The sequence below is a fragment of the Halomonas sp. genome (assembly GCF_033549285.1).
Classification (GTDB): domain Bacteria; phylum Pseudomonadota; class Gammaproteobacteria; order Pseudomonadales; family Halomonadaceae; genus Halomonas.
The window spans coordinates 1-12,931 of sequence record NZ_JAWSUJ010000051.1 but is presented as its reverse complement, the minus strand read 5'-3'; the positions used below and the strand labels follow the sequence as shown (position 1 = coordinate 12,931).

Annotated in this window: 12 protein-coding genes; 11 read left to right on the top strand and 1 reads right to left on the bottom strand. The window is 64.7% G+C overall.

Going from position 1 to position 12,931, the window contains the following annotated elements; genetic code table 11:
- Positions 1-116: 116 nt before the first annotated feature.
- From SCI24_RS12460 to SCI24_RS12435, 6 genes are all read left to right on the top strand, one after another.
- Complete coding sequence (locus tag SCI24_RS12460) at positions 117-689, top strand: chromate transporter (protein ID WP_318725684.1); 573 nt, start codon at positions 117-119, stop codon at positions 687-689.
- Complete coding sequence (locus SCI24_RS12455; protein ID WP_278033653.1) at positions 686-1,216, top strand: chromate transporter; 531 nt, start codon at positions 686-688, stop codon at positions 1,214-1,216. The genes SCI24_RS12460 and SCI24_RS12455 overlap by 4 nt, the downstream gene beginning before the upstream one ends.
- A 99-nt stretch (positions 1,217-1,315) precedes the next feature.
- Positions 1,316-2,278 carry a tripartite tricarboxylate transporter substrate binding protein gene (locus SCI24_RS12450; protein ID WP_318725683.1) on the top strand — a complete coding sequence of 321 codons (963 nt, stop codon included), beginning with the start codon at positions 1,316-1,318 and terminating at the stop codon, positions 2,276-2,278.
- Positions 2,279-2,334: 56 nt separating this feature from the next.
- Positions 2,335-2,817 carry a tripartite tricarboxylate transporter TctB family protein gene (locus SCI24_RS12445; RefSeq protein ID WP_318725682.1) on the top strand — a complete coding sequence of 161 codons (483 nt, stop codon included), beginning with the start codon at positions 2,335-2,337 and terminating at the stop codon, positions 2,815-2,817.
- Positions 2,818-2,831: 14 nt separating this feature from the next.
- Positions 2,832-4,349, top strand: coding sequence for a tripartite tricarboxylate transporter permease (locus tag SCI24_RS12440; protein WP_318725681.1), 1,518 nt, complete (start codon positions 2,832-2,834; stop codon positions 4,347-4,349).
- Positions 4,350-4,369: 20 nt separating this feature from the next.
- Positions 4,370-5,977 carry a gamma-glutamyltransferase family protein gene (locus tag SCI24_RS12435; protein ID WP_318725680.1) on the top strand — a complete coding sequence of 536 codons (1,608 nt, stop codon included), beginning with the start codon at positions 4,370-4,372 and terminating at the stop codon, positions 5,975-5,977.
- A 506-nt stretch (positions 5,978-6,483) separates the two neighbouring features.
- On the opposite strand, the gene SCI24_RS12430 is transcribed toward SCI24_RS12435, so the two are convergent.
- The gene (locus tag SCI24_RS12430) at positions 6,484-7,167 is read right to left on the bottom strand and encodes a GntR family transcriptional regulator (protein ID WP_318725679.1); all 684 of its coding nucleotides are present in this window, start codon (positions 7,165-7,167) and stop codon (positions 6,484-6,486) included.
- A 161-nt stretch (positions 7,168-7,328) separates the two neighbouring features.
- Between SCI24_RS12430 and SCI24_RS12425 the strand changes: the two genes are divergently transcribed.
- The 5 genes from SCI24_RS12425 to SCI24_RS12405 form a co-directional block, all read left to right on the top strand.
- Entirely contained in the window at positions 7,329-8,882 is a 1,554-nt protein-coding gene (locus tag SCI24_RS12425) for an ABC transporter substrate-binding protein (protein ID WP_318725678.1), read from the top strand.
- 72 nt (positions 8,883-8,954) lie between these two features.
- Positions 8,955-9,932, top strand: a complete 978-nt coding sequence (locus tag SCI24_RS12420; protein WP_318725677.1) for an ABC transporter permease — start codon at positions 8,955-8,957, stop codon at positions 9,930-9,932.
- The gene (locus tag SCI24_RS12415; RefSeq protein WP_318725676.1) at positions 9,929-10,765 is read left to right on the top strand and encodes an ABC transporter permease; all 837 of its coding nucleotides are present in this window, start codon (positions 9,929-9,931) and stop codon (positions 10,763-10,765) included. The genes SCI24_RS12420 and SCI24_RS12415 overlap by 4 nt, the downstream gene beginning before the upstream one ends.
- Positions 10,766-10,786: 21 nt before the next feature.
- Entirely contained in the window at positions 10,787-12,403 is a 1,617-nt protein-coding gene (locus tag SCI24_RS12410) for an ABC transporter ATP-binding protein (protein WP_318725675.1), read from the top strand.
- A gap of 23 nt (positions 12,404-12,426) precedes the next feature.
- The coding region (locus tag SCI24_RS12405; RefSeq protein WP_318725674.1) for an FAD-binding oxidoreductase at positions 12,427-12,931 on the top strand (505 nt) is incomplete at its 3' end.

Sequence of the window (12,931 nt, the reverse complement as noted above, 5' to 3'; positions counted from 1 at the left end):
CTGCTTTCTGCTGCAAACTATATTCTAGTTCAAATAATCGATTTTTATGACCAAAAAGCCACGACACCGACAAAATCAATTCCCAGCACAGGGATCGATCACCCGGGACCGCACTCATGACCGACCCGTCTCCCGCTTCGTTGAGCCAGGTATTCTGGGCCTTCACCCGCATCGGCCTGTTCGGCTTCGGTGGCGGGCCGGCCATGATTCCCCTGGTCCGCGAAGAGGTCGTCACGCGTCACCGCTGGCTGGATGACGATGCCTTCGCCGACGTGCTGGCGATCGCCAACACCCTTCCCGGCCCCATCGCCACCAAGATGCCGGGCTATATCGGCTATCGCGTCGGCGGCATCGCCGGCTGCGTCATCGCGGTTGCGGCCGTCATCGTCCCCATGATGCTTGCCATGATCCTGCTGCTGGGCCTTTTCAGCCGCTATCGCGACGTCGCCTGGATCCGCGGGATGGGCTATGCCGTCGTCCCCGTGGTCATGGTCATGATGGGCCAGCTGACGCTGGACTTCTGGAACAAGTCGCGTCTCTCTCTGGGCCCCTGGACGAGCCTTGTCATGGGCGCTGGGGCGGGCGTGCTCATCTATCTGCTCGGCCTCCATCCTGGCTGGATCATCGGTGCCCTGCTGGCAACGGCGATGGTCGCGCCAGAGCCACGCCCGAAGGAGGCCCGTGAATGATCCACTGGGAGCTGTTCCTCGCCTTCTTCATCCCCAACATCATCGGGTACGGCGGCGGCCCGGCGATCATTCCGCTGATCGAGGCGGAAGTCGTCGGGCGCTACGGCTGGATGACGGCCCAGGAATTCGCCGAGACCCTGGCCCTGGGCAACGCCCTGCCAAGTCCCATTGCCACCAAGATGGCCGGCCAGATCGGCTTTGACGTCGCCGGAGCCAGTGGCGCCCTCGTGGCGGTGCTGGCCACGGTGGTGCCTTCCCTGCTGTTGATGCTGGGCGCCCTGGGACTGCTCTATCGATACCGTGATTCACCCCGCGTCAAGCGCATGAGTCAGTGGGTACGCCCGGTCATCGCCATGATGATGGCCTGGCTGACCTGGAGCTTCTTCAGCGAAGGACTGGAGACGGCAGGACTCGTCCACACTCTGCTGATCGGCTCACTGGCGGCCCTGGCACTGCTGCGGCTGCGAATCCACCCGGCCTTCATCGTGATGGCCGCCCTGGCCTACGGAGGGCTCTTTCTCGGTTGAACGACCCATAACAAGAACCGACACGGAACACGCGCTCACACCTGGTTCGGGATAGCCCGGACCTCACGACAAAAGCCACAACATCCGAGGTGTACCACCATGATGCGCAACAAGCTGACTCCCATCATTGCCACTCTTGCCCTTGCCATTGCCGGCAACGCCCAGGCCGAGTACCCCGAGAAGGACATCCGCCTGATCATCCCCTATGGCCCGGGCGGCGCCACCGACATCATCTTCCGACTGATCTCGAAGGAGGCCGAGGAGCATCTGGGCGAATCGGTGGTGCCGGTGAACATGGCCGGTGCCGGCGCGACGCTCGGTTCGCGCAATGTCAAGGATGCCGACCCGGATGGTTACACCCTGCTGGGCAGCCATGACACCATCGCGCTCTCCAAGCTGGCCGGTACCGTGGACTACTCTTACGATGCCTTCGAGCCCATCACCCTGCTGACCCAGACCATCAACCTGCCGGTTGCCCACGCCAACCACCCCGTCAAGAGCGCCGAGGAGATCGCCGACTACGTCAGCGAGAACCCGGGTGACGTTCGCTTCAGCATGATCCCGAGCTCCACGGACCACTTCTTCTGGGTGCAGTTCTTCGATGCCGCGGGCATCGACATGGCCGACGTGCGCCTGGTGGGCTATCCCGATACCGGCGAGCAGGTCTCCGCCTTGCTCGCCGAAGAGATCGACTTTGCGATGTTCAACCTGCCTTCCGCCGGGGCCTTCTTCGAGGATGGCAGCTTCACCCCACTGGGCGTGGCGCACCCCGAGCGGCTCGACAGCCTGCCCGATGTCGCGACGCTGCGCGAGCAGGGGATCGCGATGGACCACTCCACCAGTCGCGGCCTCTTTGCCCCCAAGGGCACGCCGCAGGAGATCCTCGACACCCTGGCGGACGCCTACGGCAAGGCGCTGGAAGATGACGAGATTCGCCGTCGTATCGAAAACGATTTCGGCTCGGTGGTGCGCTATCTTCCCGGGGAGGAGTACCAGGCCTTTCTGGAAGAAAACGAGGCAGCCCTCACCGCCGCTGCCGAAGACATCGACTTCCAGAACTGAGACGTGGCTAGCCCCCGGAGACTCCGGTCTCCGGGGCTAGCCTGGAGTGCAAGACCATGCTGACCTTGACCAAGGACCGCGCCCTGGCACTTGCCATGCTGGCCATCTCCGGCATCCTGCTGGCCGAGACGCGCAACATCGCGCCGCCTACCAGCTGGCAACCCTATGGGTCGGCCCTGTTCCCGCAGATCCTGCTGGGCATCATCGCCCTCCTGTCCCTGCTCCTGTTGCTGCGCTCCTTCCTGATACCCTCTGAAACCCCCAAGGGCGAGCCGGATCGGCCGCGCCGCTCCCCCACGGCGTGGGTAAGACACAACGCCATTGTGCTGTCCCTGTTCGGCCTGTTCGGACTCTATGCCCTGCTGCTGCCGCTGGTCGGCTATCTTCCCGCCACGCTGGCCTTTCTGGTGGCATCGCTGGCCCTGCTGCTGGGCATCGATACGCGCCGCAAGTGGATCATCAACCTGGCGGTCTCGTGCACTCTCGCCCCGCTGGTCTACGTGATCTTTCGTTTCGTCCTCAACGTCTGGCTACCCTGACGACGGAGTGACCCATGGCTGACTTCTTTCTACAAGCGCTTGCTCAGGTCGGCACTCCGTCGGTGCTGCTGCTGATCCTGATAGGCGTGCTGTTCGGCATCATCGGCGGCAGCATACCTGGCTTCACCGTGACCATGGCCATCCTGGTGGTGTTTCCCTTCACCTTTGCCATGGATCCCGTCAGTGGCGTATCGCTGATGGTCGGCGTGTTCGTCGGGGGGTACTCGGGCGGTATCGTGTCCGGGGTGATGCTGGGCATTCCCGGCACGCCCTCCTCCATCACCACCGTCTACGATGGTTACCCCATGGCCCAGCGCGGGGAACCCGGTCGTGCCCTTGGCATCGGCGTCGCCGCCTCCTTCATCGGCACCCTGATCAGCGTGGCCGTGCTGGTCTATTTCGGTCCCCTGCTGGCCAGCTTCAGCATGAATTTCCGGCCCTGGGAGATCACGGCATTGATCATCTTTGCCCTGACGCTGGTCGCCGGACTCTCGCATGGCGCCCTGCTCAAGGGCCTGCTGGCCGCCGCCCTTGGTCTGCTGATCACCACCGTGGGCTATGACCGCAACAGCAACCTGCGCTTCGACTTCGGCTTCGATGCCCTCGGCGCCGGGTTCGAGATGCTGCCGGTGATGATCGGAATCTTTGCCTTCTCCCAGTTGATGGGCAACCTGGAGAAGTTGCGTGACGATCCGCAGTCCGCCAAGGGCGCCAATACCAATGTCGCCATACCCTACAGCCTGATCCTGCGCGACATGGCCGGCCAGAAGATCAACACGCTACGTTCGTCGCTGATCGGCAGCCTGATCGGCGCCCTGCCGGGTACCGGCGGCACCGTGGCCAACTTCGTCAGCTACGACCAGGCAAAGAAGTTCTCTCGCCACCCCGAGCGCTTCGGCACGGGCATACCGGATGGCATCGTCGCCTCCGAAGCCTCCAACAGCGCCGTGGCGGGCGGGGCCTTCGTGCCGACCCTGGCGCTGGGCATCCCCGGCGACCTCCCCATGGCCATCATGATGGGCGTGCTCATCCTGCACGGCATCACCCCCGGACCGCTCATGTTCGAGCAGAACCCGGTGCTGGTCGGGGCCATCTACGCCAGCCTGCTGATTGGCGCAGTGGTCATGGTGCTGTGTCAGCTGTTGCTGGTGCGCTGGTTCGCCAAGATCTCGCTGATCCCGCAGCAGGTCCTGGTACCGGTCGTGCTGATGCTGTGCGCCATCGGCTCCTATGCCCTCAACAACAACCTGTTCGACGTCTGGGTGCTGTTCGGCTTCGGCATCCTCGGCTACCTGCTCTGGAAGGCCGAGGTCCCCCTGACCCCGCTGATCCTCGGCGTGGTGCTGGGTGACAACCTTGAGCGTCAGCTTTTCCGCGCCCTGGAGCTCGAAAGCAGCTGGCTGACCTTCCTGACGCGGCCGCTCTCGGCCCTCTTCCTGGCCCTGGCCGTCGCCTCCGTGATCTTCTCGCTCTACCAGAACCGCAAGATTCAGCGCCTTCAGGCCGATGGGGCCACGTCCCGCAACGCCTGATATCTACAAAGGAACCCCGTATGCACTTCGATGCGCGTTATTACCCCAGTCCCTCCCGTCGCATGACGACGTTCGGCCGACGCGGCATGGTCGCCACCTCACAGGCTCTCGGCGCCGAGGCGGGCATGCAGATCCTGCGCCAGGGGGGCAATGCCGTGGATGCGGCCATCGCCACCGCCGCGGCGCTCACCGTCGTGGAGCCAACCTCCAATGGGTTGGGCAGCGACGCCTTCGCCATCGTCTGGATGAATGGCGAGTTGCATGGCCTGAACGCCAGTGGCCCCGCACCACAGACGGCCACCATCGAGGCCGTCAAGGCACTGGGCCATGAGGCGGTGCCCGAGCACGGCCTCATACCCGTGACGGTTCCCGGCGCCCCTGCCGCCTGGGCCACGCTGTCAGAGCGCTTCGGTCGACTGCCCTTCGCCGACCTGCTGGCACCGGCCATCACCCTGGCAGAGGAAGGCTTCCCGATCTCGCCGTTGGTCAATCAGCTGTGGGAGGAGGCCTTTGATACCTACAGCCGCTACGATGACGAGGCCTTCCAGCCCTGGTTCGAGACCTTCGCGCCAAGAGGCCGTGCGCCTCGCCCCGGCGAGATGTGGTCCTCCCCGGATCATGCGCGCAGCCTGCGCCTGATCGCCGAGACTCGCGCCCGGGCCTTCTATGACGGCGAGCTGGCCGACCGCATCGATGCCTTCTTCCGCGAACACGGCGGACTGCTGCGTCGCGAGGATCTCGCCGCCTTCACACCGGAGTGGGTGGAGCCGATCAGCACCCGCTACCGCGATCACGAGATCTGGGAGATCCCGCCCAACGGCTGTGGCCTGATCGCCCTGCAGGCACTCGGCATGCTGGAGCAGCTCGGTGAAGAAGCACGGGATCCGGTCGAGACCCTCCACCGGCGTATCGAAGCCACCAAGCTGGCCTATGTGGACGGGCTGCACCACATCACCGACCGCGAAGCGATGCAGCCGAGCGTCGAGCAGATGCTGGCCGCCCCGTATCTCAAGGGGCGTGCCGCCATGATCGGCGACCAGGCGCTGGATCCGGTGCATGGCAACCCCATCACCGGCGGCACCGTCTATCTCGCCACGGCGGACGCCGAGGGCAACATGGTCTCCTTCATCCAGAGCAACTTCAAAGGCTTCGGCTCCGGCATCGTGATCCCCGGCACGGGTATCAGCCTCCAGAACCGCGGCTGGTCATTCAAGCTGGATGAGGGTCACGCCAACGCCCTGGCCCCCGGCAAGCGCACCTATCACACCATCATTCCCGGCTTCATCACCCGCAACGGCCAGGCGGTGGGGCCGTTCGGTGTCATGGGGGGGTTCATGCAACCCCAGGGCCATGTCCAGGTGATCACCGGCATGCTCGAGGACGCCCTGAACCCGCAAGCCGTGCTGGACATGCCACGCTGGAAGTGGACGAAAGGGCGCATCGTCGAAGTCGAGCCCCACTTTCCCGACCACCTGGCCCAGGCGCTCGCGCGCCGAGGCCATCACATCGTCAAGATGGCGGATTCCGTGAGTTTCGGTCGTGGGCAGATCATTCTGCGCGACACGGAAACCGGGGTGCTCTGCGGCGGCACAGAGCCCCGCACCGACGCCGCGGTACTGCCCTGGTAAGCTCCCGGGCGACCCGCCGGCCGAATGGCGCGTCCCGGCCGGCGAGCAATCACAATGACAATGAGATGCACCATGCGATTTGGACACTCGCAAGCCGACGACACCGTTCAACCTTCGCTGGCGCACTACACTTACACCCATAGCGGATAGACCTCTGAAATCAGGTTCTTGCCGGAAGATTCTGATTTCTCGAGAGGATACCATCCGCTATCTTCGTTTCAGGCCGGCCTCATGAATAAGCCGGGCTGACTGATGTCCTGACCGTATTTATCGTCCGTTGGAATAATACGGCTTCCGACAAGATTCCAACCTGTCCCGGGGAGGGAGAAATTGGGGGATGCTGCGCAAGTACTACCGGCATTCAGCGGCCTGTGTGTCACTTCACGTAACGGCATTCCTTCAAGATGCCTGGAGGAAATGTGATGCGTGAAGATCACGACGAGCGTGAACAGGAGCATGACACTGTTGGTATCAAAGCTTCGACTTCACAAGATGACCAACAGTGTTCAACAGCTATCCGATATCCCCCTGACGACGTAGTCCTTGGCCACGCCAATGTGGTAATCGATGGCTTCGCGGCAGCGGGGAGCGTCACCGCTGGCCAGTGCATCGAGCAGCAGGTGATGGCTCTCGGCGATGGAGTCGGGCGCCTCGTGGGTCTTGGTGATCAAAGTGATGCATAGCCGCAACTCGTGGGCCAGGTCATCGAAGGTCCTGAGCAGACGACGGTTTCCCGCCGAAGCAATCAGCAGGCGATGGAAGGCCAGGTCCTCCTCGATCCGACGGCTCTCGTCGCCGCTTCCCGACGCCTCGCACAGGACCTCGACCTGACGGCGCAGCGCCGCCAGGGCCTCGGACGGACAAGACCCGGCGAGTTGCTCCATGGCATGGCGTTCCAGGCAGAGTCGTAGGTCAAAGATGTCAGCGAGCTCGCGGGCATCCAGGGCACGCACGAAAAAACCTCGCCTGGGCTGGGAGACCAGCAGGCCGCGACTCTCCAGCAGCCGTGCTGCCTCACGGACCGGCGCGCGGCTGACACCAAGGTCGCGGGCCAGTTGTACCTCTGACAACCGCTCGCCGGGGGCGAACCGCTGGCCGATGATGGCCTGGGTCAGGTAGTCAGCCACCTGATCCACAAGGTTTCGCTGCTGGATGAACGCGGCGGTCGTGCCAACGGATGATGCAGGCATGCGGCTGGGACTCTTGTCGCAGGATTTCCTTACCAGTATGGCCAAGGAACATGGCTTGTCGACCGTCGATTGACGACTGTCGACAGCTTGAGCAGTGCCTGCTAGCTTCATCCGAGTGACTGCCCATTGCCAACAACAATCGCCACAACGGGGACAGCATCATGAAGACACCACTGGCCATCGCCATTACCGCCACGGCCATCAGCGCCTCCTCCGCCTTCGCCGAGGAACCCAAGCAAGGTGGCATCATCGACACCATCATCCAGCCAGAGCCTCCGGGCCTGGTGCTGGGCATGATCCAGAATGCGCCGACCCGCACGGTCGCCGGCAACATCTACGAGGGCCTGCTGCGCTACAGCACGGACCTGGAACCGATGCCGCAGCTCGCCGAGTCCTGGGAGGTCAGCGACGACGGGCGCACCTGGACCTTCCACCTGCGCGAAGACGTCACCTGGCACGACGGCGAGCCCTTCACTGCCGAGGACGTGGTGTTCTCCGCCGATGTCTTCCACCGCGAGCTCAACCCCAGCGCCCGTGCCGTGCTGCAGCATGTGGAATCCATCGAGGCCGCCGACAACCACACCGTGGTCTTTACCCTAGAGAAGCCCTTCGGCCCCTTCCTGATCTCCTTCGAGGCGGGGACCTTCACCATGGTGCCCAAGCACATCTACGAGGGCACCGAGTTCCGCGACAACGAGGCGAACAACCACCCGATCGGCACCGGTCCCTTCAAGTTCGACAACTGGGACCGCGGCACCGTCATCCAACTGGTGAAGAACGAGGACTACTACGAGGAGGACCTGCCCTATCTCGACGGCATCAACTGGCACATCATCCCCGATGGCGCCTCCCGCGCGGTCGCCTACGAGAATGGCACCGTCGACGTACTGCCCTACGGCACCGTCGAGAACTTCGACATACCGCGCCTCACCGAGTTGGACAACACCTGCGTGACCGAGCAGGGCCACGAGTACTTCAGCCCCTTCGCCATGCTGTGGATGAACAACCGCGAGGGTCCCACGGCCGACAAGCGTTTCCGTCAGGCTGTCATGTATGCCATGGACCGCGAGTTCGCCCGCGACGTGCTGTGGAATGGCCTGGGCCGGGTACCACTGGGGGCGTTCGGCTCCAACGCCAGGTTCCAGAACGATGACCTGGAGGCCTACGACCACGACCCGGAACGTGCCCGCAAGCTGCTCGACGAGATGGGCTATGACGGCGAGGAGGTCCGCCTGCTGCCCCTGCCCTATGGCGAGACCTGGACACGCTGGGCCGAGGCCGTGCAGCAGAATCTCAAGGAAGTCGGCATCAACGTGCGCACCGAAGCCACCGACGTAGGCGGCTGGAACCAGCGCCTCGGCGACTGGGACTACGACCTCGCCTTCACCTACCTCTACCAGTATGGCGACCCGGCGCTGGGCATCTCGCGCACCTACCTCTCCAGCAATATCGAGAAGGGCTCACCCTGGAACAACGTCGAGGGCTACGAGAACGAGAAGGTCGATGAGCTGTTCAACCAGGCCGCAACGGCCTATCCGGAGGAGCAGCGCGAGGCGCTCTACCACGAAGTCCAGGAGATCCTCCAGGAGGACGTGCCGGTAGGCTGGCTGCTGGAGCTCGGCTTCCCGACCATCTATCGCTGCGACGTCAAGAACCTGGTGACCTCGGGCGTGGGCGTCAACGACGGCTTCAAGGACGCCTGGCTCGACAGGTAAACCCGGTGGGGCGGCCCTGCAGGCCGCCCCTGCACTCGTCCACCGCATCCCAGGTCGCCAGGGGGGAATGGCATGCTCTATGCCAGGCTGATCGCGTCACGCCTGTTCAAGGCCGTGATCGTGCTGTTCATGATCATCATCTTCAACTTCTTCCTCATCCAGATGGCGCCGGGCGACCCGGCCGCCATCCTGGCCGGTGAGGCCGGTGCCACCGATGCCGAGTTCCTGCGCCAGCTGACCGAGCGTTTCGGCCTCGACCAGCCGCTCCACGTGCAGCTGTGGCGCTATGTCTCCGGCGTGGCCATGCTCGACTTCGGCTTCTCCTACCGTCAGCAGGTGCCGGTGCTCGACCTGATACTGGCTCGCCTGCCGGCCACCCTGCTGCTCACCGGCACGGCCTTCGTGCTGTCGCTGGTGCTGGGCATCGTCGCCGGTTCGCTGGCCGCCGCCCGTGTCAAGAAACCCTCGGGCTCGATCATCATGGCCCTGGCACTGGTCTTCTATGCCACCCCGCTTTTCTGGGTCGCCCTGATGGCCGTGGTGCTGTTCTCGGTCTATCTCGATTGGCTGCCGGCCTATGGCATGTACACCGTGGGGGCGGGCCTTGAGGGGTTTGCCTTTGCCCTGGACGTCGGCAAGCACCTGATCCTGCCGGCCACCACGCTCGCGCTGTTCTTCATGGCCATCTACACCCGCATGACGCGCGCCTCGATGCTCGAGGCCGCCCAGCAGGACTTCGTCAAGACGGCACGCGCCAAGGGGCTGAAGAACAGCGTGATCCAGCGACGCCACATCCTGCGCAACGCCCTGCTACCGATCATCACGCTGGCTGGCCTGCAGGCGGGCCAGATGGTTGGCGGGGCCATCCTCACCGAGACGGTATTCGCCTGGCCCGGCATCGGCCGGCTGATGTTCGAGGCGCTGCAGCAACGCGACTACAACCTGCTGCTGGGCATCTTCTTCTTCTCGGCGGCCCTGGTGATCGTCTTCAACATCATCACCGACCTCGTCTACCGCCTGGCCGACCCGCGCATCAAGGAGGCGCCATGAGCTTCTTCGCCCGCTTCGCCCAGAACCGCGGCGCCCTGGTGGGCCTGATCATCCTGATGGCGATCATCCTGATGGCCATCCTGGCCCCGCTGCTCTTTCCCGAATCGCCCTGGCGCATGGTACAGCGCCCCTTCCTGCCGCCGCTCGAGACAGAAGGCTTCCCGCTGGGCACCGACACCATGGGACGCAATGTCGCTGCCGGCCTGATGCACGGCGCCTGGGTCTCGTTGCTGATCGGCCTGGTCTCGACCACAGTGGCCCTGGCCATCGGCGTGCCACTGGGCGCCATCGCCGGCTACTACGGCGGCCTCGTCGACGACGCCCTGATGCGCTTCACCGAGTTCTTCCAGACCATCCCCAACTTCGCCTTGGCCATCGTGCTGGTCGCGATCATGCAGCCCAGTATTACGTCTATCGTGCTGGCCATCGCCATCGTCAGCTGGCCGCCGGTGGCGCGCCTGGTGCGCGCCGAGTTCCTGTCGTTACGACACCGCGAGTACGTGGAGGCGGCTCGCCTGGTCGGCCAGAGCAACACCACCATCATCCTGCGCCAGATCCTGCCCAATACCCTGTCGCCGATCATCGTGCTGGCCTCGCTCATGGTGGCCACGGCCATCCTGCTGGAGTCCGCCCTCTCCTTCCTCGGCCTGGGCGACCCCAACGTGATGTCCTGGGGCTACATGATCGGCGCGGCACGCACGGTGATCCGTCAAGCCTGGTGGCTGAGCTTCTTTCCCGGCGTGGCGATCCTGCTGACCGTGCTGGCGCTCAACCTGGTGGGCGAAGGCCTCGACGACGCCCTCAACCCCAAGCTCGCCCGCGAGCGCTCATGAACGGCGGCCAAGGAGAACTCCATGCGTGACACCCTGTTGAGCATTCGCCACCTGAGCATTTCCCTGCCGCAGGGGGCCGATCGCGACTTCGCCGTGGAGGACGTCAGCTACGACGTGGCGCGTGGTGAGATCATGTGCGTGGTCGGCGAGTCCGGCTCCGGCAAGTCGATGGCCGCCAATGCCCTTATGGGACTACTGCCCAAGGGGGTTCGGGCCACCGCGGGCGAGGTAGTGTTCGATGGCCAGGATCTGCTGCAGCTCACCGAGAAGCAGCATCGTACGCTGCGCGGCCTGCGCATCGGCATGATCTTCCAGGAGCCGATGACCGCCCTCAATCCGCTGATGCGGGTTGGCGCCCAGATCGGCGAAGTGTTCGAAGCCCACAATAGGCTGACCCCGAGCGAGCGACAGACCCGTGCCCTGGAGCTGCTGACGGAAGTGGGCATCCCCCAGCCCGAGAAGGCCATCCGCGCCTATCCCTTCGAGCTCTCCGGCGGCCAGCGCCAGCGGGTGATGATTGCCATGGCCCTGGCGCTCGAGCCTGAACTGTTGATCGCTGATGAGCCCACCACGGCGCTGGATGTCACCACCCAGGCACAGATCCTCGACCTGATCGGCGACCTCCAGCGGCGCCACGGCATGGCCGTGATGTTCATCACCCATGATTTCGGCGTAGTGGCTGAGATTGCGACTCGGGTCTGCGTGATGCGCGAAGGGCGCATCGTGGAGCTCGGCGAGGCCCGGGACGTCCTGGAACATCCCCAGCATGACTATACCCGCGCGCTGATCGAGGCGATTCCCAGTAACGCCATGCCCGCGGCCCGTCAGGCCGACCAGACGGGTCCGCTGCTCGAGGTCCGTCACCTGCAGAAGGTCTTCCGCTCGCGCGGAGGCCTCTTCAAGCCCTCGCGTGAAGTCCATGCCCTGGACGATGTCAGCTTCACCATGGCGCGCGGGGAGACGGTGGGTATCGTCGGCGAGTCGGGCTCCGGCAAGTCGACCCTGGGACGCTGCGTGGTGCGACTGGAGCGGCCCGACAGCGGTGAGCTGCTGCTCGATGGCGTCGACCTGACCAGCCTCAAGGGCGAGAGCCTGCGCCGCGAACGCCGGCGGGTGCAGATGATCTTTCAGGACCCCTATGCCTCGCTCAACCCGCGTACCCGCGTCGGCATGGCCATTGCCCAGGGGCCCATCGCCAACGGCGTGGACAAGCAACAGGCGCTCAAGGAGGCCGGTGATCTCCTCGACCTGGTCTGCCTGGGCGCGGCCTCGGCCGAGCGCTTCCCTCATGAGTTCTCCGGTGGCCAGCGGCAGCGCATCGGCATTGCCCGGGCGCTGGCCCTCAATCCCGAGCTGATCGTCGCCGACGAGGCGGTCTCGGCGCTGGACGTCTCCATTCAGGCGCAGATCCTCGAGCTACTCGAGGATCTGAAACAGAAACTCTCGCTATCGCTGCTCTTCATCACCCACGACCTGCGCGTCGCCGCGCAGATCTGCGACCACATCATCGTCATGCAGCACGGCCGGATCGTCGAGCATGGCAGTGCGGAAGCGGTCTTCCTCTCGCCACAGGAGGCCTATACCCGCGAACTGCTCGAGGCCATCCCCGGCAGGGCGCAGGTCCTGGCCACTGCCTGACCCACCCGGAGCATGAAGCTGTCATGGACGCTCTCTTGAAAGAGATCACCCGTATCGTCGGCGCCGCCAACGTTCTCACCGGCGAGGATGTCAGCGCCCGCCGCGTCGACTGGCTGACCGGCGCACCCTGCCGCGCGAGGGGCATCGTACGACCGGGATCGACCCGGGAAGTCGCCGAGGTGATGCGTGCCTGCCACGCCGCCCGCCAACCGGTGGTCACTCACGGCGGCCTCACCGGGCTGGTGCACGGCGCCGAAGCAGCGCCCGACGAACTGGTAGTGTCACTCGAACGCATGACCGCCATCGAAGCCGTTGACCCGATCGGTGCCACGCTCACCGTTCAGGCGGGTGCGCCACTGCAGAGCGTCCAGCAGGCCGCCGAGGCGGTGGGCCTCCAGTTCGCCCTGGACCTGGGCGCCCGCGGCAGCTGCACCATCGGCGGCAATATCGCCACCAATGCCGGCGGCATCCGGGTGATCCGCTACGGCATGATGCGCCAGCAGGTGCTGGGACTCGAGGCGGTGCTCG